This window comes from uncultured Methanobrevibacter sp. (assembly GCF_902770715.1).
In the GTDB taxonomy this organism is placed as follows: domain Archaea; phylum Methanobacteriota; class Methanobacteria; order Methanobacteriales; family Methanobacteriaceae; genus Methanocatella.
In genome coordinates, this window is record NZ_CACXTS010000035.1 from 1 (window position 1) to 22,981 (window position 22,981).

Consider the following 22,981-nt stretch of genomic DNA (forward strand, 5'->3'; position numbering starts at 1 on the left):
CGTAACATCATTGATTCAGGAGTGATTTCCGGCAGGGACATGACCCCTGAAACTGCATATGTGAAATTGTGCTGGGCATTAGGTCAAAGCGACGATTACAATGAAGTGAAAAAGATTATGCAAACAAATATTGCAGGTGAATTTAAAGAAAAATCTTCAATTAAGGATTTCTTGAATTAGGTGGTTATTATGGATTACGAAAAATTAGGATTAAAAATGGGACTTGAGATTCACCAACAATTAAACAGTGAGCATAAATTGTTCTGTCCATGTAAAACAGAGCTTGTTGATGATGATTTTGATGAATTGATTCAAAGGAAATTAAGGCCAACCCAATCAGAGCTCGGTGAAATTGACCGTGCGGCCCTGCAGGAGTCCTTAAGAGGATTGAACTTCAAATATGAAAACTTTGAAAAGCACACATGCCTCGTTGAAAACGATGATGAACCACCTCACAGCTTAAACGAAGAAGCTCTTGACATCTGTATCACAATTGCATGTCTAATGAACATGCACATTGTGGATGAGTTCCATACAATGAGAAAACAGGTTATTGACGGAAGTAACACCGGAGGATTTCAAAGAACCGGTATGGTTGCAACCGACGGCTACCTTGACACCCCATATGGAAGAGTAGTTATTGAAAGTCTCGGTCTAGAGGAGGATGCCGCAAGAAGAGTTGAAACCAAAGACGGATTTACCGAATTCAGATTGGACAGATTAGGTATACCATTAGCTGAAATTACAACAGACCCTTCAATGCACCACCCGGATCAGGTAAGGGAAGTTGCATATATGCTCGGCCAGATATTAAGAAGCACAAACGTTAAAAGAGGTCTTGGAACAATCAGACAGGACTTGAACATTTCCATTGCAGAAGGTGCACGTGTGGAAATCAAGGGTGTTCAGGACTTGGATTTGATGGCTGAAATTGTAAACCGTGAAGTTGAAAGGCAATTGGCTTTGATTGACATTAAAAAGGAACTTAATTCCAGAAATGCTGAAGTGCTTGAAGAGATTCATGATTTGGATGATCTTCTTGCAGATACCGAATCCAAAATATTGAAGTCTGCCGAAACCATTAAGGCAGTTGTATTGAAAGGCTATGACGGACTGATTGGCCGTGAAGTGCAGCCTGGCAGAAGATTCGGTACTGAAATTGCAAGCTATGCCAAAAAACGTGGAGTTGCGGGAATTTTCCACTCTGATGAATTGCCTGCTTATGGAATTAAACAGGAAGAAGTTGACAAAGTCACAGAATTCCTGAATATCGGCGAAGATGATGCATTCATTATTGTTGCACATGATGAAGACATTGCAGTTTCCGCTTTAGAAGAGGTTAAAAGGAGAGCTGCATTAGGTCTTGAAGGTGTTGTTGAAGAGACAAGAAAAGCACTTGACGACGGTAACACAGAATACATGAGACCTCTTCCAACCGCAAACAGGATGTACCTTGAAACCGACATTCCATTATTCAAGATTACTTCAGAGAGAATTGAACCGATAGCCAATAACTTGCCGGAATTGCCTGACGTGAAACAGGCCAGAATCATTGAAGAATACAAGTTAAGTGAAGATTTGGCAACACAGCTCGTCAAAAGGCAAGAGGCAGACATGTTTGAAGCCATTTTGGCTGACGTTGATGTTGATGCAACACCAGTGGCATCACTTCTTGCATATGATTTGCGTGAAATTAAAAGGGAAGGCCTTGATGTTAACGTGTTGACATTGGAACACTTCAAAGGCATATTTACTCTTTTAGCTGACGGAAAAATCGCAAAGGACAGCGTTCGTAAACTAGCAGTCGAAACCATTAAAACACCTGCCGTTGACATTGCAGAAATAGCTGAGAAAAGCAACTTGACCATGCTCAGCGAGGATGATGTGGCAAAAATCATTGCAGAGATTGTTGCAAACAATGAAGGAATGGTAAAGGAACGTCAGATGGGAGCTATGGGTCCTTTAATGGGAATGTGCATGAAACAGCTTAAGGGAAAAGCTGACGGTGGTATGGTCAACAAGATCGTGCGCGAAGAAATTCAAAAGTTAATTTAGGAACATGTTTCCTATATTTTCTCTTTTTTTGAAAATGCTAAAAGTTTAGGCATACCTAAAAAAATAGAAAGCTTTATATACTATCATGACAAACTATATAATAGAGATGAAATTTAGGTAAACCTAAAACACTCTCACATTATTAGTCAAATAATAATACACTCTCCAAATTTAGAATTCGTGTTAAATTAGATTTTTCACAATTTCTCTAATTTGATACAAGTCGAAGGAAAAATTAAAAAATCTGCCAAATTATAATTTTCCTCAAAAAAACACTGGTGTTTAATACCTCTGTTAAACACCACTACTCTCTCTTTTTAAAAACAGATATTTATGAAGTATTTATTTTATCATGCCAATAATGAAATTAACAGCCCTATGAATAAACTTTAACAATTACGAATTAAGCAGTATACACGAACTTGCTAAAAGTGCTTGACCGGTCAAAGCAGCATTGAAATACTGAAGGAAGTGATGCGCGAAAATGAGAGCTGAAAAACAAAAGTGCAAAATGAAATAGGCTATGAAGCAGTATTTTGACAGATGGAAAGATTAGTTAAAAAAAAGAAAAATAGATTGTAGATGCAAATGTGCACCTACATTAGAATTTAAATTATTCCAAGTTTTTTGGCGGTTTTTTCATCCACCTTACCAGTCACTTTCAATGTTTTGTCGTTTTGGAACTCTTTAACAGCCATTTTAGTGTAGTCCCAGAATATTCCGTCAACTTTTAGGTAGTGGCCTTTGTATTCAAGATAGTATCCGTGTTTTTTCAATGCCCTTTGGATCTTTTTGACAATTGCCTTATTTTTGCTTCCTTTCTGAACGGTCTTCCAGACTGACTTGACCTTGATGTTAACCTTTTTGGTCACTTTTTTGAAGTATTTGTTTCCTTTGTAGGTTACTGTTGCCTTGAAGGTTCCTTTCTTGGTCAGTTTGGTGATCTTGAATGTAGCCTTACCTTTGCTGTTTGTTGTGGCCTTGTATGTTTTGCCATTAACTTTCAAGGCGACTTTTGCATTCTTGATTGCCTTACCGGTATTGTCCTTTAAGGTTATTGTGTACTTTTTGGTTTTTGTTGTTGTCTTGAATGTTATTGTTTTGGCAGTTATTTTTGGAGTTGCCTTTTTGACAACAACCTTGGCAGTGGCTTCTGATCCAAGATAGTTATTGTTACCTGCAAATGTTATTTTTGCAGTGTATGTTTTTGGAGCCTTATTGCTGACTTTAACCTTGATTTGGCCGTTTTCATCGCTAGTGTAGTTTTTAGCGGTACTTAATTCAACGGTTACAGTACTGTTTGCCAATGGATTTCCCCTACTGTCAGTCAACTTGATGACCAAGTATTTATTGACTTTGTATGTTGCAGTCACATCTGCTGAGGCTATATTTGTGGAATCCTTGTTTACAGTTATTGTAGGGGTTTTTGAAGCTGAATTGTACTTGTCATCACCGGAATAATCTATTTCAACTGTGTGGTTTCCTGCAACCATTGGTGGAATTGTGACATCTGCAGTTCCATCTGTTACAGCTACGGTATCAACGACTTCGCCGTCAACCATAACTGTGACATTTCCTGTTGCATCATCAGGGAGAACCACATTAACGGTTGAATTCTCACCGACAGTCACGTTTTCAGGCATTGAAACATTTATGTTTGCGTCCTGTTTGCTTACACTAACAGTGATGTTTCTGCTAACCGCAGCATACTTCTCATTACCATCAAACGCTACAGTAACAGTTGCGTTACCTTCACCTACAGCTTTAATCATACCATGGCCGTTTATAAGTACAACCGTATCATTACTTGATCTGAAAGATAATCTGCCTGCGTTGGAAGGCATCAAACTAACAACCGGATCAAATATGTCACCAACATTCATATCTACAGTAGCATTCTGAACAATAATCTCAGTAGGTATTTTACTTACAGTTACAGTTACAATGGTTGAATTTTCAGCGTAAACGCCATCGCAACCAACACTAACAGTAATGTTGGCTATACCTTCACCTACAGCTACAACATTGCCTTTATTATCAACAGTTACGATAGAAGGATTGCTGGAAGTGAAATTAACAGTTAAATCTTTAGGTTCAGTTGTAGCAACAAGATTAAATGTATCATCAACAAATAAAACCAAAGTATCATTATTGACACTGACACTTGCATCCTTCAAACTGACATTGACTGTAATGGTTTTATTTTCAGCTACAGCATACTTAACATCACCAACGAAACTTACAGTAATTGCAGCTTCACCTTCAGCCAAAGCAATAACCTTACCATCCTTAACTTTAACAATGGATGAATTACTAATGGTATAAGTAACATTACCTGCATCTGCAGGAGTCAAAGTAGCGCCAGTATCAACCTCATCAGTAACTTCCAACTTAAGAGTATCATTTTCAATGCTGATTTCAGTAAGAACTTTGCTTACAGTTACAGTTACATTTGTGGAATTGACTGCATAGGTTTCGCCGTTGCCGACAGTTAATGTAATAACGGCAGTACCTTCACCTACAGCTTTTACATTACCATAATCTGTAACAGTAGCAACGGATTCATTGCTTGAGGCATAGTAAACAGTAAGGAAACTTGGATTGGCTGTAGCATTAATTATGCAGGCATCATCAACATATAAATCAATAGTGTCGTTTTCGGTGCTGACGCTTGCATAATTCAAGGTTACATTTACTGTGATGGTTCTGTTTTCGGCCGCTGCATACTTATCGTTACCCGCAAAGGAAACTGTAACTGTAGCAGTGCCTTTACCCCGTGCAAAAATCAAACCGGCCTCATCCACAAGAACAATACTTTCATCATCTGAAGTATAGGTTAACTTGCCTGCATCCGCAGGAGTTAAGTTAGCCAAACCATCAGCTATTCCATATACCTTCAAATCAATTGTTTCATTGGTTAAACTAATTTCAGTTGGTATTTTGCTTACAGTGACATGGACATTAACAACACTATATTTATAGACCACATTGTCTCCGACACTAACATAAATCAGGGCATTTCCTTCAGCCAAAGCGGTGATTTTACCTTCGCCATCAACAGAAATCACATCATCGTCATCGGTTGTGAAATCAACCTTCAAACCCTCAGGCACAGTAGTGACAACAATATTATCAGTTTCATCTATAATGAGTTCATAGCGTGTCTTGGTGACATTAACGCTTGCATCCAATGCAGTAACGGTGAGTGAAACGGTTTTGTTTTCAGCAGCAGTATAATTTTCATTTCCTGCAAATGAAACAGTAACATTGGCCTTACCTGCACCAACGGCAACAATCCTACCGCCTTTAACTATTATAACATCCTCATTGCTTGAAACAAAAGTCAAATTGCCTGCATCGGCTGGAGTTAAATTAGCAAAATCACTGACCGTATCTTTTGCCTTCAGATTCATGGTTTGATTGATTATGCTAATTTCAGTCGGTGCCTTTTTGACTGTAATGGCGGCAGTTTCTGTAACCGGATTGTGATTGCCATCAACTAGGGTAGTGACATTTAAAGTGTAGTTTCCTATTGCCAAATTGGAAACGGTTATTGTTTTTTCCTCAACTTTTACAATAGCTTCAGTGTGATTCACGACATTGGCCTTAACACCGGTTGCATTGGTGAAAGATACTGTAGTGGAACCTGCGGCATTATACTCAAATACCATATCATCAACTGTTAATGTTGAATTTGCCTTAATAACATTTACTTCTATAGTGTATGCTGCATTTTCTATTGATGCAGTTATTTTACCTGTTCCGGCGGTGTTTGCAGTATATGTGACTGTTTCTCCAAAATCAATAATTGAAGAACTTGCATTGCCACCTATTGCAGTTACAGTCAGGCCGACCGGATCTGTAAACGCAAGGTTATAGTCGGATACGATATTTGAAGTTGAATCGAATGCATATAATTTAAAGGTAATGTCTGATGTGCCCGAAACAATCACTGAATCCGGATCGGCAGTAGCATTTAAAAACAGCCAGACATCACCAAATTGCAAATCAGGATTTTTAGTATAGTCAGTTGCATTAGACCCAAACCAGTTGAAATTGGCATCAACATTTTCACCTGCGGCAAAATCAATGATATTAACTGAAACATTATTATTTAAAAAGATATTCTCGTGGATTTGAATTCTATCAGTTGAATCAAAAGCCTGACCAATAATACCTTTATTAGCAGAGTTATTTACAAAAATACAACCCCTGACATTGCCCCGCCAACTGGCGAGATGAACCGCACCATAGTTTGCAGCATAGTTATCCACAAAAATGTCATTAAAAAGATTACCATAATCCTGATAGAAATAGACAGCACCACCTGCACCTTCCTCATTATCCTTAACAACCGAGTTAGCAACAAAATTACTCGAAAAAATCGGGCCTCCATAATTAGAGTAAACTGCACCACCCCACTTATTAGCAGAGTTATTAACAAAATTACAGTGCCTCACAGAGACAGACTCACTTGAGTAAAGTGCACCACCATTTTCTGCGCAACCATTTACAAAAGTAATGTTTCTAAATTCAACCCGCTCTCCCGTAATATTGAATATTCTTGTTTTACCGTCAGCATCGATTGTATGGCCGTGACCATCAATAGTTATTAGTGACTTATTGATTAGGATTCCGTTGGGATATCCCTCTCCCTCATATTTGTAATCGTTTTCCAATTTTATTATGTCATCCTTGCTTGTTTTAATTTTATAGTCCAATGCGGCGAATGTTCCATTATCTGGTGCACCCATTACTTCCGGGTTATTTGCCTCGCCGATTATTTGTATTTCATCAGTCAAACTTAATTCATTGCTTTTTCCACTTTCGGACAATTCAACAGGCGAATCATCAGCACTGGCCGTCAGCACATCATTCGAATCGCTTGCACTTGCTGTTGCCATTGCAAACAGAAAAATGGCCGCCAGCAATATTATCATATGCTTTTTGTATCTCATTTTCTCCAACACACCTTTGAATATAAGATTATAAAAAAATGTTTTATGGTAAACAAACAATATTGGAAAATATTATCCATTGAATAAAACATCACGATATATGATTTAAAGTCTATAAATCTATATATAAATATATAATGAAAAAAATATGGTTAATATATAAAACACATCATTCTGCACAAGATTTGTAATGCCTCTCCAATTCAAATTTCATATAACAGGAATTTTCAATGCCCCTACCTCAGTAAAACTATTTCCTGAGCTATTTTCCTTGATCTTTACATCACCAACAACAAAATCATCGAGAAATGTTCTGTTGCAGATCCTATTAACTTTCATTTCAATATCTGATAGTGGCACTATGCATCAATGTGTTCAAATCTTACAATTTCCCACTCCTCTTCAGTATCCATCAAATATTTCACTTCAGATTCAAACTCATCATTATGATTATCAAATTCTCCTTGCCGTTCTGCCAATTCTTGTGATAATACTTTTTTGTAATGAGATACAAGTCGAAGAAAAAATCTGCCAAATTATAATTTTTCCTCAAAAAAACACTGGTGTTTAATACCCCTGTTAAACAAGAAAACTCTCTATTTTTTATAACAATTAAGCTAACAAGTATAAATTTACTCATGCCAATGGTCAACATTAAAAAAGCACATATCCACTTTCACAAATACTAATCACCAAGTATACATGAAGAAGTGAAAAAAATAAAAAAAGTAGTTGATATAAGTATCAACATTTTATAATTAATTTTTTCATTTTAACCTACAGATTTATCAATGTACCTGTCACCAGGTTCTGCATCTGGATAATAAACACCATTTGGGTAATATTTGCTACTAGGACCCAAATTTTCTAATATATTTCCATTATCATCAACACGATAATAATATCCATCTTCACCCATTATTACATGAGTGCTGCTACTTGATCCACCCGAATCATCATTAGAAGAACTAGCTCCTTCAATATAACTGTGGTCATAGTCCCCTGAACCAAAAGTTTGAATTCCTTTACTTGGAGATAACTTTACCTTTAGTGAATCTAATAAGTTCTTGTTTGCATCATATATTTTAATTTCGGCATTATCCGGGAAATATTTATATGAATCAGCGCTTTTTACATTAACAAATCCTTTGGAGTTTACAGTTTTAGGAACCATGTTACCCTTATTTAAATCAGAGCCGTCACGGGAGTAGAAAATTTGTATAATTACATCATCGCCGGAATACTTGGTGCCCACATCAACGGAAGCATAAGTTAAATCATCTAAACCCCCATCTGTATAAAAAGCCCCACCATTTATTTCCATTGCAGCACAAACAGAAATGCTGCTAATCAATATCAAAAAACTTATCATTAAAGATAAGAATATCTTATTTCTTGAAAACATATTTTTTCACCCATATCCCATTATAATATCCTCTTTGAGTTTTATTACATTTAATTTTTCACTTTTGCTGTTTCTTATAGATTCCATACACCATAATTACAAATTATAACTGGTCTCCCCAGGACCCATCCTCTAAGAATGGTTCAACAGGATCTATACCAGCCATTGCCCTACTTTTATCCTCATGAAATATTCCAGATGGAGTCCAAAAGCCATATCTTCCATCCTTATATCCATATGTTAAAACTCCATCTGTACTTTCAACATAAGTATCACCTGAACTGGATGAATAAGATGAGCTAGATGAACTGCTGGCTTGAGCAACAACAACTTTTTCTTCAATTGTTAATTTTTGTGTTGTATTATTTCCAGTATAGTTCTCATTTCCATCATAAGAAACATTAACATTATATTTGCCTTTTTTCAAATCCAAATCAAGTTTTGCTTTACCTTTTGAATTGGTCTTGACAACATCATCAACCACAACTTTGCCTTTTGAATTGGTTATTGTGACGTTCACTATTTCCTTGGATATTGCAGTGCCATTCAAATCGCTCTCCTATTAATTAAATATAATTAGAATTGTGTAAATCATATGTATATATATTGAACTGGGAAAATGAAAAAATGTTAAGATTTTGAGAGAATATTAATGTATCCATATTATTTTCTGTAGAAAATAAAAAAATAAGTAACAGCCAAAGCAAGTTACTTGATAACGATTTTAATATTGATATTATTAAATATCAACTTCACCACGTTCCCATTTATCTCTTAAATCACGTAGGTCACTATAACTCTCTCCAACAGCCTGTGGATGTTTTCCATCAGGGTCAACAACTTTACCATTACTATCATAATATACATTTAGTTCCTCATCAAATCGAATTTCATTTGAGGAACTTGAAGATTGTGTTGAAGTTGTTTGACGATAAACTGGTTGTTCGACAACAACTTCTTTTTCATTTATAGTTAATTTCTGTGTTGTGTTGTTTCCAGTATAGTTCTCATTTCCATCATAAGAAACATTAACATTATATTTTCCTTTCTTTAAATCCAAATCAAGATTTGCCTTACCTTTAGAATTGGTCTTGACAACATCATCAACCACAACTTTGCCTTTTGAATTGGTTATTGTGACGTTCACTATTTCCTTGGATATTGCAGTGCCATTCAAATCGAATGGATGTAAAACAGTAATTCCAATCATAGCTGCAAGAACAACAATTATTGCAATCAATATAATTATTATTGTCTTATGTTCCATAACCATCAACTCTTATATATATTAACATTGTGTCAATCATATGTATATAACAATTCCCCAAAACATCTCTTAAGAACCCACACAATTCTGTTTTCTTATTTTTCATATGAAAATTTGAAAATACAATTATTTTTGAAATGAAATTGATGTTCTTAATCCATTTGTTTTTCAGTTTAAAAAAATAAAAAACATGTAGATGCTATTCACTACATGTTTATAATTATACCCCTAAAATTTAACTTCAATCTCTTGAATCTCAACATCATTGCTTACTGGATATTTATGGTAGTTTGCATCTTCACCATTTCCCCATTCGCTCCATTTCCATTCACCATCCATGTAGAAATATGCTCTAGACAAATAGGAATCTTTATCAACTAATTGACCATTCTTGTATAGCCAAACGCCAAATCCTCCAACAGTTTCTCCCCTCCATTTTTCTGCTTCTACAGTATATTCACCAACAGTTTTAGAAACTTTCGTATCAAATTCAGACAATTCCAAGGTTATGGAATCCGGTGCCACAGAATTACTTGTAGTTTCATTAATTGAAGTGCCTTCATTTGTTTCAACATTAGCATCTGTTTTTGCAAAATTTTGCATAGATACAATTATACCTATTGAAAGAACAATGATAAGCGCAATCAAAGCAATTATTATAATATTATTTTTCTCCATACCACTCACTTAAAGAAATATTTTCCATAATCATCTAATCAGTATTTACCAACATACGATCCTAATTTTATATATCCTTGGGAATCATGGCCATCATAGGTATAATATCCATCACCAGCTAAAACATAATATTCACCATTAGCTGTTTCTATAAGGCATAATTCAGCCTGTTGTTCAATAGAACGATAATAACCAAAACTTGGATTATAATTCGGATAATTATTCGTGTTTGCAGTGTTTTCATCGCTAACAATTTTTGTGGTTTTTTGATTAATTCTTAATATTTGTGTTGCGGTATCATAATTATATATTTCGTTTCCTCCAAAAGTAACATTAACATCATATTTGCCCTTTTTTAAATCCAAATCAATCTTCGCCTTACCTTTGGAATTAGTTTTGGCTGTTTTGTTAACTAAAACATCACCCTTTTTGTTAACTATTACAATATCAACTTTTTCTTTTGAAATTGCAGTTCCATCTAATCCCGCTAACTGCATTACTAGTTCATCTCCTTCAGAAAGTGTTGAATTGCTAATAATTTTAACTTCAGTCGGTTCTTTTGTATTAGTTGGTTGTAAAAGCATTGTTCCAACAATAGCGCTTAGTACAATAATAATTGCAATCAGTATTATGATAATATTCTTGTGTTCCATTTCAATCTCCTCCAAAAAGAAAAAAAAGAGTAGTGCAATGGCACTACTTCACATTCTTAACACATTGGTTAATTAAGCATTACCTCATTGGTATCTGAAAAATTCAACTTCCCAGCTTACTGTTTCATAGTAGTCGATTGTGAAGATTTCTTCAGATGATGAAGTATAGGTAAAGGAGTCTGATCTTGTTTCAACGGCGCTTTTTGAACCCCAGTCAACACCTCCGGATTCGCCGTTTGAACCTGAAACATATAAATGATTTGTAGCATAGTTTTTGATAGGATATGCTGAAAGTTTAACCATTATCTTACCTTCAGGAACGCTTATTGTTTGTGAACCGGAACCGGACCCTGAATAACTGCCTATTGACACCCATTCCTTGGATTTCTCTACCTGTTTGGTTGATTTGGTAGAAGCTGCATCATCAGATTCCTCGACAGCACTATCATTATTTTCATTATCATCAGTCTGAACATTATCAGAAACATTACTTAAAGGATTTAAATCCCCTAAAACTGAATTAAATGTTGAGTTGAATGTTAAAAAAGCAATTGATCCAACTAAAATAAGAGCAATGACAACTAAAACAATGATAATATTTTTCGAACCGTTTGAATTAGCTGAACTGGATTTATTATCCATTTGGGACAATGTACTGCCGCATTTAGTACAAAACCTCGCCCCATCCTTGTTTTCAAAATTACATTTGCTGCATTTCATAATTGACACCCATTAAAATTTGTAAATTATATATTTCACCAACTCTCTGAATTAATAAAATCATCCAATTATATTAATTTATTTCCACAGTTAGGACAAAATGGCATTATATATCAACTCTAGAATAAATTATTAATGTCTATGGTGTCTTCCACAGGAATTCCATTGCAAATTTTTTCACAGGAGTTATATGCATCATATATCGCATAACCCCATACAAGAAGCCATGTAATCCATCCTATAATGAACAGCATTAAGACTCCGGAGATAACTGCAGCGACAAATAGGATAATTCCCTTCTTGTTTAAACCTAAATAAATTTGGCCCAAACCAACAATCAAAAAGGACAATATAGCTGCCAGAACCGGATTTTTATCAGAATTTACAACAGAATTGTTTACATTGTTTACAACTTTAGGAGCACTATCTGTTGAACTTCCACATTCCGGACAGAATTTATTGCTTTTAGGCATTTCAAAGCCACAGTTTGCACAGAATTTAGTTTCATTGCTATCAACTGTTTCTTCTTCGACAATTATTTCTGATCCGCAATGTTTACAGAACTTGCTTCCATCTTCAACTTCAAATCCACAACTTTGACATGTAACCATAATTCAACCCCATTAATATAATGTATTAAAAGTGTGTTATTAATGGAAAATATGGTTGTAATAGTATATATATCAATGCCTTTAATATTATACAAATATAGACTACATGTGTAATGACGACAAACTTTTAGAGAAAATTGCATATGTTTTGGCATCAGAGCATAGGAAAAACATACTCCTATATCTGGATAGTGAATTACATACACCAAAACAGATTGGTGATGCGATTAACGTAAGGACAAACCATATCAGCAACCTACTATCACAATTGAGAAAAAATGATTTGGTCTATTGCGCAACACCAAACATTCGCAAAGGAAAGCTTTATGCATTAACTGATGACGGGAAATATGTTTTGAATTACATCAAATCCTGAAAAATTAGTAATAAATATTATATTCAATCATCTGCCATTTTAGTAGTAAAATCAGTTATATCATACTGGGATTTCTCAAGCATCTCCAATACCCTGCGGCACACATCCCATGAGAAAGTGCCTTCATAAACAATAATGTATTCAGATTTCTGCATAGCCAATATCCTTAAGAACCCACAGCCATTTTCCAAATCATCAACATTAACATATAATCTATTGAACCCCAAATCTAAAACTTTTTCAAGCTTGTCTATAATCACTGATGTAATTTCAACTGAATCCATATAACAACTCCAAATTATGAAAAAAATAATTGGCAACTAGGCACAATAAAAAAAATAAGCACAAATAATATATAAAGTTTATCAAAAATCAATTAAATTTAAAAAAAAAAAGTTCATTTAGTTTCAAACATAGTTTTGTCATCCAACAATACCATTTTTTAAAATGTCAGGGAAGGAATTAATTTAAATATTCCCCAAAAAAATCTATCAATTAGTCTTCCCAGCCGTCACCGTCAAAATCCGGGTCATAGCCGCAATTTTCACAGTAAGGCTCATTGTCTGCAAGCACAGAACCGCAATTTGGACATGTTTTCATTTTATCACCCTAAATCAATTTTTCAACGATTTCTGCTGCGGATTCAACCATTTTTGGACAGATCTCCTTAAACAGGTTATGTTCTCGGGCAAATGCAACACCCTCTTCGGTTGAGATGTCGCATTCAAGCAAGTCCCTGCAGACAAAGGACCCGTTTGCCTCTTCAAACTCATTCAAAAATTTGACGCAAACCTCATCGCTTCTGGCCTTGTCATCGCCATATTTCAACCCCAAAGCCATCAAGGCACCGGTGCATGCGCCGCAAACTTCACCTTTGCGCATTCCGCTTCCAAAACAGGCACCGATTTTCAATGCATCCTCTTTGGAAACTCCAAAATCTGTGGAAAACGCTGCAAAAACCGCTTGAGAACACACATAACCATTTTCAAATAATTGAACTGCATCATCTATACGATTCATATTAATTAATATGTCAAAGTCATTATTAAATTTTTTACATATACTTTATTAAACAACCGCAACAAATATTATGTATATAAAAAAAAGTTGAGGGAAAATGATGATAAGCAAACTAAAAAGCATCAGTCTCAGTAATTGGATATTGATTGGGATGATTTTAGGTTTTCTTGTGGGTTTGTTTTTAAACTTTTTTGTCTCAGACCACTTCATTAAGAACATAATCCTAATTGACAATGTCTTTTACTTAGGTGGGACTTTATTTATCAAGTTAATGAAGATGCTGGTTGTACCGCTCGTGTTCTGTTCCATAGTCGTTGGTGCAGCGTCAATTTCTGATATCAGAAAAATCGGTACTATCGGTGGGCGAACAATATTAATATATCTTATAACAACCGCATTGGCCGTTACAATTGCACTCGGATTAGGTGCACTGATTCAGCCGGGTGCAGGTTTGAATATGGTTGCAAGCGCGGATGTGGCAAACGTTACTCTTAACCAGACAATGACCGACACCATCTTAAATATGGTTCCGGACAATCCGTTCAGCTCTTTGGCTAGCGGGGACATGCTACCTGTAATTATCTTCGGATTGCTTATAGGTATAATCCTGTCCAAATTAAAGGAAGAGGTATCAGTCGTTACTAGATTCTTCGAGCAGACAAACCACATCATGATGGAACTGACATCACTCGTAATGAAATTCGCTCCTATAGGAGTATTCTGTCTAATGGCAAAAACATTTGCGGGTTTAGGATTTGAAGGCCTTCTGCCTCTGGGAAAATACATCATATGCGTTCTCATAGGCCTTGCAATACAGGCATTCATAGTCTATCCATCACTGCTTGTGGCATTCACCAGACTGAACCCTATCAGGTTCTTCAAGAAGTTCGTATCCGTAATGTTCTTTGCATTCTCATCATCAACATCAAATGCAACAATACCTATCAACATGGAAAAGGTATCCGAAATGGGAGTTTCCCCTGAAATCTCATCATTTACAATTCCATTAGGTGCAACAATCAACATGGACGGAACCGCTATCATGCAGGGCTGTGCCGTTATGTTTGCTGCACAGGCATATGGTATGGATTTGACAATGGCCGGGCTCCTGACAGTAATTTTCACCGCCGTTATGGCTTCAATAGGAACTGCAGGTGTTCCTTCAGTGGGACTTGTTACCTTAACCATGGTATTCAACTCTGTAGGTCTGCCGGTTGAAGCAATAGGTATAATATTCGGAATCGACCACATATTGGATATGTTCAGAACTGCAGTAAACGTGACTGGAGATGCAATCTGTACAATAATCGTTTCATTCCAAAACAAAGCGTTTGATATTGACGTGTTTAATGGAAAGAAAGCTCCGCAAACGATTGGAATTGAATATGAATAAAAATATGCGTCCTTTTTGGATGCATAATCTTTTTCTTTTTTTACTATGCAAAACATTACCAAATATTTTAATATTATTTTAACAATAAAATAATTTGAGGTTTTAACATGAATCAATATGACATTATTATCATCGGAGCAGGTCCGGGCGGATTGACTGCTGGAATCTATGCAGGAAGACAAGGGACAAAAAATCTGATAATCGACAAGGATCTTGCAGGGGGATTGGGCCGTGAAGTTCCGGAAATGGAAAATTACCCCGGCTTTGACAATATTTCCGGATTGGAACTCATAGAAAAAATGAAAGCACAGGCGATTAAAAACTGTGAACTGCATGAACTGGAAGAGGTAACTGAAATTGCAAAAACTGATGATGAATACAGATTTACAGTCAAAACAAATAAGGACACCTACCAATCCAAAACCATTATTTTAGCGACTGGAAGTTCACACAGACAACTGGGAGCAAAAGGTGAAGAGGAATTTAAGGGAAAAGGCGTGAGCTACTGTGCAACATGTGACGGATTTTTCTTTGCCGGACGTGACATAATCATGGTAGGCGGAGGAAACAGTGCCCTTCAAGAGGCGTTGTATCTTAAAAATCTTGGGGCAAACGTGACCATAATCCACAGAAGAGATGAATTCAGAGCCCAAAAGCACCTGCAGAACATGATAAAAGAAGCGGGAATAAATACCATATTGAATGCTACAGTTGATGAAATAAAAGGAGATATGCTCGTTGAATCAGTAGTTTTGAAGGACACCCAAACCGGCGAACTTACTGAAATGCCTATAAATGGCGTTTTCGTTAGCGTGGGATATATTCCTCACACTGAACTTGCAAAACAAATAGGAGTCAATTTAGATGAGTCAGGACACATCATAATTGACAAAGATCAAAAAACAAATATTGATTATGCATATGCTATTGGTGATGTTTGCGTTGGCTTAAAGCAATGGGTTGTTGCTTGCGGTGAAGGTGCAGTTGCTGCAACTTCCGCATTCAACGATATTCAGTAATTATAGCGTTCTTGCAAGAAAATGTATATAAAGAATGCTATAAGCAACACTACAATTACTGGCAATAACCACATGAACAGTTTAAGCAATACTACAGCTATCAAAATAGCGGCAATTACGAATATTAAATCTCTAAGTTCCATGTAACATTGATTTATTCAAGCTAATATATAAACTTTAAGTGATAAAATGAAAACCTCAGGCAAAATATTTTTTGGAATAATCATATTTATTATTGCTGCCGCATTGATCGGAAGCCTCTATTATGGAGACCAGAAGGAAGTTGAAGTTTTCGGCGAATTTTCAGCCGAAGTTCCTTCTGGAAGCTATTTTTTTAATGTGACCCCAAATGATGAAACCATAAAGGAAATGTACAGGTGCGACGGAGAGGATTTGACCATTACCTCATTCAACCAGAAATACATTGAAGATGAATATCACAATCAGACCGGCAAAACAATTGATTATGATGAATCCCTTCTTGAAAACATCACTCAGGGAGAAAATGTCACAGTGGATAAGATTTCAGACAATATGACAAGGATTATTCAGACCACAACCATAAATGGCCAGCAGGACACTGATGTCGCCTGCGTCTACAGCGATAATGTACATCTCATCATTGTTGAGGGAGGGGATGTGAATTTTATTACTGAAATTGCAAATTCCATTAGAATTTTAAACTAACTGTATAATAATTAATAAACTATAATAAATAAAAAAACCAAAAATAATATCATTATATTTTCATGGAGTATAATATGACAATTTTAGTAATTAACAATAAAGGCCAATACAATCATAGAATCGCTAGAAGTTTACAATACTTAAAGATTCCATCAGAACTTGTTTCAAATACACTTACAATTGATGAACTTGAAGCTAAAAATCCTACTGGATTAATCCTCGGCGGAGGGCCTTCTTTGGAAGGTGCTGGCTTAAGTGAAGAATACATCAAACATTTTGATATTCCTATTTTAGGAATATGTCTCGGCCATCAGTTGATTGCTAAAGCTTACGGTGGAGAAGTTTCCACTTCCGATACCGAAAGTTATGCTCAAGTTAAAATAAATATCAATAATGATGAAAACTTATTTAAGAATCTAGCTCCCGAAATGGATGTCTGGTCATCCCACAAGGATGAAGTGAAGACAATTCCTGAAGAATTCGAGATTTTAGCTAGTTCAAACTTATGTGATGTTGAATCCTTTAAGCATAAAGACAAAGATGTATATGGAATTCAGTTCCATCCAGAAGTGCATCATACCCCAAAAGGATCAACCATTTTTGAAAATTTCTATAAAATTTGCCAAAAGGTGTAAAAATGATTGATAATGCTGAAGATTTAAAAAACAAGGCTGTTGAAAACAAAGCTGCTTTAAAAAGACAATTTGTCAACATCCCTATCGGTGATGAAGAATACGGATTTAGAATTTCAGGAATTGGAGAAAAATCTGTTAAAATCGAAAAATTCGTTAAATATGATGATATCTTTGAAGCCATTGAATCAGGAAATGACAATGGTCTTGAAGCTATGATTAAACAAATTATTGAAGATTATGAGGAAGAGGATGAGGAATAAAATGTTAAGCCCAAAAGAATTTATTGAAGATGCAGTCCAAAAAATCAAAGACCAAATCGGTGATGAAAAAGCAATCATTGCATTATCCGGTGGAGTGGACAGTTCAGTTTGTTCCGTGCTTGTTCAAGAAGCAATCGGTGACAATTTGACTGCTGTTTTTGTAGACCATGGTCTTTTAAGAGAAGGAGAAGTTGAACAAGTAACAAACACTTTCAAAGACAGATTGAACTTCAAGTTTGTAGATGCTTCCGACGAATTTATGGATGCCCTTGCTGGAGTTGAAGACCCTGAAGAAAAAAGGAAAATCATCGGAAAAGTGTTCATTGATGTGTTTGAAAGGGAAGCTATTAAATCCGGTGCTAAATTCTTAGTACAAGGAACTATCGCTCCTGATTGGATTGAAACCAAAGGGGAAATCAAATCCCACCACAACTTAGCTCTTCCAAGCGGAATGGAATTGGAATTATGCGAACCAATCCGTGACTTATACAAAGATGAAGTAAGAGAAATCGGTGACGAACTCGATTTACCTGCAACCACAGTATACAGACAACCTTTCCCAGGACCGGGTCTTGGAGTTCGTGTCGTTGGAGCTCTCACAAGAGAAAATGTTGAAATCTGCAGAAAAGCAAACAAAATCGTATGTGATGAAGTGGAAGCTGCAGGTCTCGATAAAGACGTATGGCAATACTTTGCGGTCTTGACTAACACCAAAGCTACCGGCGTTAAAGGAGACCAAAGAGACTTTGGATACTTAGTTGTTGTTAGAATCGTCAACTCAATCGATGCAATGACCGCATCCGTTGCTGAACTTCCTTGGGACATCATAAAAACCATTTCCCAAAGAATTACATCTGAAGTTTCTGAAGTTACCCACGTAGCTTTATCCATTAGTGATAAACCACCTGCAACCATCGAATTCTGTTAAATACTATTTTAATTAATAGTATTTTTCTTTTTACTTTTTTTAATTAGATAAATATGAAAACAACTAAAAATGCTTACCTTGCCAAACTAACAGAGCAAATCCAAATGAAATCTGTTAAAGTTGGAAAAAATCTTGAAGGAACAACACCACCATCAGTTTTTATTGGAAGATGGTCCTATCCTAAAGTCTATGCAGGGCCTATGATGAGCTCTCAAATGGGAGACACCCATATCATGGACTCACCGGAAGACTGGATCGGTCAAAACAAGACCCAAGATGAAATCATAAACTACAGAATGAATCTCGTAAGGGGAAAACAGCTGATAAAAATTGATGATCTGGAAAATCCATTTGTTGAAAAACTTCAGGACATATCACTTGCATCAAAATCCATCGACAGCGAAGCCACATTCGGCAGAAGACCTACCGGTTCCATGCTTACAGAAGACAGCATGCCTCATGGCCCAAGCGCAGTTATTGAAAGCTTTGACATCGATGCGGTAAGATGGGACAGGCAACTTGAAAAAACATTTTATGACACTGATTTGAAAGCGGTTGATGCGGTTGTCAATCTTCACAATAAGGATGTGCCCTTCACAGCAATGCAAAAGGCATTTTCAGTTGGCGCAATTGGAACCAAAAATAAGAGAAGACTCGTTCCAACCCGATGGTCAATCACTGCATGCGATTCGACATTGGCGGATGAATTCCTAAAGGACGTTAGAAAATTCGAAAGGCTGGATACTTATAGGGTCTTTGAATTTGGAGCCCTCAACAATTACTATGTCATCATTTTGACTCCGACAGAATGGCAATATGAATGGTATGAAGCATTCATCAAACTGATGAAAAATGAAGAGCTGATATTTTCAGATTACGAAACAAACGGCGGCAAAAAAGAGTACTCCAGAGTGGGCGGATGTTACTATACTGCCAAAATGGCCGTTCTGGATTACCTACTCAAGATTAAAAAGCAGTCCGGACTTGTAATTCTAAGGGAAGCATATGACGGATATGTTCCTTTAGGCGTATTCAATGTAAGGGAAAACATAAAAGAAGCAATGCAAAGACCCTACCTTGAATTCGAAACATTGGAAGACTGCTTAAAATATGCCGGCACCAAGCTCAGAATACCTGTCAACAGATACGTAAAACAGGGAACACTGTTAAATGAGATGCTTCACACAAAACAGACTACACTAGATATGTACTTTAAAAGTGGATAATCATGTTTAAATTTAAAACCCCCTCAAAAAAAGCAAGAGAAACAATGTCAAAAGTCGCATCAGGCGAAATTGACGGCACCAATTTTGAAGAAAGCTGCATTGAAAAAATAAAAAAGTTAACAAATCATGATGAAGTCAAAATAACTTCAAGCGGCAACAACAGCATTTTCATTGCGCTTTCAGCCATTAAAGGAGACATCATCATTCCGGATCAAGGGGGGTGGCATGGATTTAAACAGATTGCAAAATTTTTAAACAAAAATATCATTACATTAAAAACCGATTTCGGCCTTATTGACCCTGAAGATATTGATGGATTGGATATAAAGGAGGATTCTGCATTAATCTATACAAGCTTTGCAGGATATTGTGCAGAGCAAGATGCAAAATCAATATCAAAATACTGCAGAAATAACGGAATCATAAGCATTGAAGATGCATCAGCGGGAATTGGCGATTCTGAGAACAGACTGGGAAAACATTCGGACATCATTCTTGCATCAACAGGTTCACCAAAGATAATCAATGTCGGAAGCGGAGGATTTATCGCCGGCAATGATGAAGAAATTTTTAAAAATACTTCAATGCCACAAAAACTAAGCAAAGCATCAGAAATCATATGCGGCGGTATGGACTGCGAACTTGACAATGCAGAAGAAAATCTGCAGATTACATTAGATGCTACCGACTACATAAAAAAACACCTAACCAACACTTTGCACCCTGATAAAAGAGGCATTAATGTAATTATTCCACATGAAGATGCGAAATCAGTTGGCTGGAACTTAAAGCAAAACCTTAAAACCGATAAAAGAGGATTTATAACAACCTGTCCGAATTATAATCGCGTGAAAGCAAAAGCGATTGCAATCGAAATCAAAAACCTTGACTACAGGTGCCTTGAAAAAAAGAATTTGGATAAGATTATAGAAGAGATAGAAATCAGTAATCTACAGTGAGTTTTGTAATTCTATCAACAATTATGTCTTCAAGAGACATGCCTTTTATTTCATCATCACCAATATTATATACTTTCATTAAATTTTCATAATCGGGTGTGAATACGCTTTCATCAGGTGTGAAAATCTCTGACAGCTCAGAGGCATAATCTTTGCAGTTGACCAACACTGCACATAAACTAATGTCACCTTCTTTTAAACCCAATATTTTAAAAGCTTTTGAAATCTGTCTTTGGGCAGAACATCTCAAAACAATTTCAACACTTAAGTCCTTGGCTAAATTCTCACCTCTATCGAAGGCAAGAATTGCCTGGTTAACACCATGAATGATATGATTTTTAGAAACAATAGAATCTGCATTAAGAAGTTGTATTATTTCATCATCATCTTTAATAGAATCAATTAAATTAAGTGTTTCTCCAACAGAATTAATTGTTGCTTTAAAACCTAAAATTTGAATGTTATCCATATACATGCAAACACCTAATCACGCAATAATCTATTGACTCCAGCAATGTACGCTTTCACACTTGCATTGATAATGTCGGGTTCGGTACCTCTGGCAGATACAACCTTTTCACCCTTTTGCAATTTGATGATTACATCAATGAATGCATCGGTACCTCCGGTAATAGCATCTACGTGATACTCGATCAAGTCAACATCACTGAAAACATCCAATGTTTTCAGGGCATTGATTGCCGCATCGACAGGACCCAAACCTACACCCGCATTAAGAATTTCATCATCATCAAAAGTAATCTTAACTGAAGCGGTAGGCATGACCTTATTTCCAGAAACGATAGTCAGCTCATCAAGCTTAATTCTATCCTCATGATTTATTTCCAAAACGTTATCTGCAATTGCCTGCAAATCAACATCAGTAACGGTTTTTCCCTTATCCGCCAAATCCTTAATATCATTGCAAATTTGTTGGAGCTGGTCTTTATCAACATTCAATCCCAACTCTTTCAACCTATTATCCAAACCATGAGTTCCCATATGCTTGCCAACGATGAACTTGCGCTTTCTGCCGACAAGTTCAGGAGTCATAGGCTCATAAGTAGCGGAATTCTTAATAATTCCATCAGAATGAATTCCGGATTCATGTGCAAAAGCATTTTCTCCGACAATCGCCTTATTAGGCTGAATATATACACCGGTAGATCTTGCAACCAATTTGGAAATGTCATAAATCTCATTGATTTTGACATTGGTGGAAAATTCAGGAAGCAATCTGTCAATACTAACAACACATTCCTCAAAGGAAGTGTTTCCGGCCCTTTCACCTATACCATTGATTGTGGAATGAAATTCTGAAGCGCCACCTTTTAAAGCGGATAATGTATTGGCAACGGCCAGACCAAAATCATTATGGCAATGTACGGCAATAGGTACCTCAATATCATTTAATTTGCTGAATAATTCAAATGAAGAATCGGGTGTTAATATTCCAACAGTATCGCAAACGCAAATTCTGTCTGCATCATGTTCTATTGCATTTAGAAAAACGGATTTTAAAAAATCAGAATCACTTCTGGAAGCATCCTCAGCAGATAATTCAACAATCAAACCATGATCCTTACAGTAATCGATAGCAGTATTAGATAAGTCCAATAATTTGTCACGAGTAGTCTTTAACTTATCGGAAATATGTAAGTCAGAAGTAGGAACAACCAAATTGACTCCATCAACATCACAATCCAAGCAGTAGTCTATGTCAACTGTTAAAGGTCTTGAAAAACTTAAAATTTCCGCATTGAAACCTTGTTGAGTTATTCCTTTAATAGATTCCCTTTCGCCTTCGGAAGTAATTGCAGAACCCGCTTCAATAAAATCAACACCAATCTCATCAAGCTTAGTTGCAATTCTCAATTTCTCTAAAGGAGTTAAGGAAACACCAGGAGTTTGTTCTCCATCACGTAATGTAGTATCTAATACTTTAATATTCAAAAAAATCACCAAAATTATGCAATAGATGTATTAAGCTAAATAAAAAAAACCGTCAAAAAAAGTAAGTAATAATTGTAATAGAAGGCTTGCAGCGAAATGAAATTCCCATAGAAAACCATAGTACACAAACAAAACACAAAAGGACTTCACTACTGGGATCGAAACGAGACCAGGTATA

Annotated in this window: 23 protein-coding genes and 1 pseudogene; 11 read left to right on the forward strand and 13 right to left on the reverse strand. The window is 36.1% G+C overall.

What is annotated here, in order from left to right:
• A pseudogene (locus QZU81_RS08965) lies at nucleotides 1-180 on the forward strand (Glu-tRNA(Gln) amidotransferase GatDE subunit D); the annotation flags it as partial.
• A 9-nt stretch (nucleotides 181-189) separates the two neighbouring features.
• Nucleotides 190-2,055, forward strand: coding sequence for a Glu-tRNA(Gln) amidotransferase subunit GatE (gene gatE / locus QZU81_RS08970; RefSeq protein WP_295591392.1), 1,866 nt, complete (start codon nucleotides 190-192; stop codon nucleotides 2,053-2,055).
• 608 nt (nucleotides 2,056-2,663) lie between these two features.
• On the opposite strand, the gene QZU81_RS08975 is transcribed toward gatE, so the two are convergent.
• The 8 genes from QZU81_RS08975 to QZU81_RS09010 form a co-directional block, all read right to left on the reverse strand.
• Nucleotides 2,664-7,013 carry an Ig-like domain-containing protein gene (locus tag QZU81_RS08975; protein ID WP_295591393.1) on the reverse strand — a complete coding sequence of 1,450 codons (4,350 nt, stop codon included), beginning with the start codon at nucleotides 7,011-7,013 and terminating at the stop codon, nucleotides 2,664-2,666.
• A gap of 772 nt (nucleotides 7,014-7,785) precedes the next feature.
• A complete protein-coding gene (locus tag QZU81_RS08980; RefSeq protein WP_292823415.1) occupies nucleotides 7,786-8,418 on the reverse strand; it encodes a hypothetical protein in 633 nt (210 codons plus the stop codon).
• 103 nt (nucleotides 8,419-8,521) lie between these two features.
• Entirely contained in the window at nucleotides 8,522-8,968 is a 447-nt protein-coding gene (locus QZU81_RS08985) for a hypothetical protein (RefSeq protein ID WP_295591396.1), read from the reverse strand.
• A 189-nt stretch (nucleotides 8,969-9,157) separates the two neighbouring features.
• Entirely contained in the window at nucleotides 9,158-9,685 is a 528-nt protein-coding gene (locus QZU81_RS08990) for a hypothetical protein (RefSeq protein ID WP_295591397.1), read from the reverse strand.
• 228 nt (nucleotides 9,686-9,913) lie between these two features.
• Entirely contained in the window at nucleotides 9,914-10,363 is a 450-nt protein-coding gene (locus QZU81_RS08995) for a hypothetical protein (protein ID WP_292823419.1), read from the reverse strand.
• Between the two features lie 38 nt (nucleotides 10,364-10,401).
• Complete coding sequence (locus QZU81_RS09000; RefSeq protein ID WP_295591400.1) at nucleotides 10,402-11,016, reverse strand: hypothetical protein; 615 nt, start codon at nucleotides 11,014-11,016, stop codon at nucleotides 10,402-10,404.
• A gap of 84 nt (nucleotides 11,017-11,100) precedes the next feature.
• Nucleotides 11,101-11,736, reverse strand: coding sequence for a zinc ribbon domain-containing protein (locus QZU81_RS09005; RefSeq protein WP_295591402.1), 636 nt, complete (start codon nucleotides 11,734-11,736; stop codon nucleotides 11,101-11,103).
• Nucleotides 11,737-11,855: 119 nt separating this feature from the next.
• Complete coding sequence (locus QZU81_RS09010; protein ID WP_295591404.1) at nucleotides 11,856-12,347, reverse strand: zinc ribbon domain-containing protein; 492 nt, start codon at nucleotides 12,345-12,347, stop codon at nucleotides 11,856-11,858.
• Between the two features lie 106 nt (nucleotides 12,348-12,453).
• On the opposite strand from QZU81_RS09010, the gene QZU81_RS09015 reads away from it, so the two are divergent.
• Nucleotides 12,454-12,723 carry a transcriptional regulator gene (locus QZU81_RS09015; RefSeq protein ID WP_295591406.1) on the forward strand — a complete coding sequence of 90 codons (270 nt, stop codon included), beginning with the start codon at nucleotides 12,454-12,456 and terminating at the stop codon, nucleotides 12,721-12,723.
• A 23-nt stretch (nucleotides 12,724-12,746) separates the two neighbouring features.
• Here QZU81_RS09015 and QZU81_RS09020 read toward each other — a convergent pair whose 3' ends face one another.
• The 3 genes from QZU81_RS09020 to QZU81_RS09030 form a co-directional block, all read right to left on the reverse strand.
• Nucleotides 12,747-13,007: a hypothetical protein gene (locus QZU81_RS09020; protein ID WP_292823433.1), complete on the reverse strand. Its 261-nt coding sequence runs from the start codon at nucleotides 13,005-13,007 to the stop codon at nucleotides 12,747-12,749.
• A gap of 211 nt (nucleotides 13,008-13,218) precedes the next feature.
• Entirely contained in the window at nucleotides 13,219-13,323 is a 105-nt protein-coding gene (locus QZU81_RS09025; protein WP_292823435.1) for a zinc-ribbon domain-containing protein, read from the reverse strand.
• Between the two features lie 9 nt (nucleotides 13,324-13,332).
• The gene (locus QZU81_RS09030; protein ID WP_295591408.1) at nucleotides 13,333-13,743 is read right to left on the reverse strand and encodes a C-GCAxxG-C-C family protein; all 411 of its coding nucleotides are present in this window, start codon (nucleotides 13,741-13,743) and stop codon (nucleotides 13,333-13,335) included.
• A 100-nt stretch (nucleotides 13,744-13,843) separates the two neighbouring features.
• On the opposite strand from QZU81_RS09030, the gene QZU81_RS09035 reads away from it, so the two are divergent.
• From QZU81_RS09035 to QZU81_RS09070, 8 genes are all read left to right on the forward strand, one after another.
• Nucleotides 13,844-15,136: a dicarboxylate/amino acid:cation symporter gene (locus QZU81_RS09035; protein WP_295591410.1), complete on the forward strand. Its 1,293-nt coding sequence runs from the start codon at nucleotides 13,844-13,846 to the stop codon at nucleotides 15,134-15,136.
• A 107-nt stretch (nucleotides 15,137-15,243) separates the two neighbouring features.
• On the forward strand, nucleotides 15,244-16,155 hold the full coding sequence (locus QZU81_RS09040) for an NAD(P)/FAD-dependent oxidoreductase (RefSeq protein WP_295591412.1): 912 nt from the start codon (nucleotides 15,244-15,246) through the stop codon (nucleotides 16,153-16,155).
• A gap of 189 nt (nucleotides 16,156-16,344) precedes the next feature.
• Entirely contained in the window at nucleotides 16,345-16,842 is a 498-nt protein-coding gene (locus QZU81_RS09045; protein WP_295591414.1) for a hypothetical protein, read from the forward strand.
• 74 nt (nucleotides 16,843-16,916) lie between these two features.
• Nucleotides 16,917-17,477: a GMP synthase subunit A gene (locus QZU81_RS09050; protein WP_295591416.1), complete on the forward strand. Its 561-nt coding sequence runs from the start codon at nucleotides 16,917-16,919 to the stop codon at nucleotides 17,475-17,477.
• Between the two features lie 2 nt (nucleotides 17,478-17,479).
• Entirely contained in the window at nucleotides 17,480-17,737 is a 258-nt protein-coding gene (locus QZU81_RS09055; protein WP_292823453.1) for a hypothetical protein, read from the forward strand.
• 1 nt (nucleotide 17,738) lies between these two features.
• Entirely contained in the window at nucleotides 17,739-18,665 is a 927-nt protein-coding gene (guaA, locus tag QZU81_RS09060) for a glutamine-hydrolyzing GMP synthase (RefSeq protein ID WP_292851791.1), read from the forward strand.
• A 53-nt stretch (nucleotides 18,666-18,718) separates the two neighbouring features.
• Nucleotides 18,719-19,891 (forward strand): hypothetical protein, encoded by a 1,173-nt coding sequence (locus tag QZU81_RS09065; RefSeq protein WP_292851330.1) that lies wholly within the window; start codon nucleotides 18,719-18,721, stop codon nucleotides 19,889-19,891.
• Between the two features lie 2 nt (nucleotides 19,892-19,893).
• Nucleotides 19,894-20,850: a DegT/DnrJ/EryC1/StrS family aminotransferase gene (locus QZU81_RS09070; protein WP_295591419.1), complete on the forward strand. Its 957-nt coding sequence runs from the start codon at nucleotides 19,894-19,896 to the stop codon at nucleotides 20,848-20,850.
• Here the strand turns inward: QZU81_RS09070 and cgi121 are convergent.
• Nucleotides 20,834-21,325, reverse strand: coding sequence for a KEOPS complex subunit Cgi121 (gene cgi121, locus QZU81_RS09075; protein ID WP_295591421.1), 492 nt, complete (start codon nucleotides 21,323-21,325; stop codon nucleotides 20,834-20,836). The genes QZU81_RS09070 and cgi121 overlap by 17 nt on opposite strands.
• An 8-nt stretch (nucleotides 21,326-21,333) precedes the next feature.
• On the reverse strand, nucleotides 21,334-22,803 hold the full coding sequence (locus QZU81_RS09080; RefSeq protein WP_292851321.1) for a (R)-citramalate synthase: 1,470 nt from the start codon (nucleotides 22,801-22,803) through the stop codon (nucleotides 21,334-21,336).
• Nucleotides 22,804-22,981: the final 178 nt, after the last annotated feature.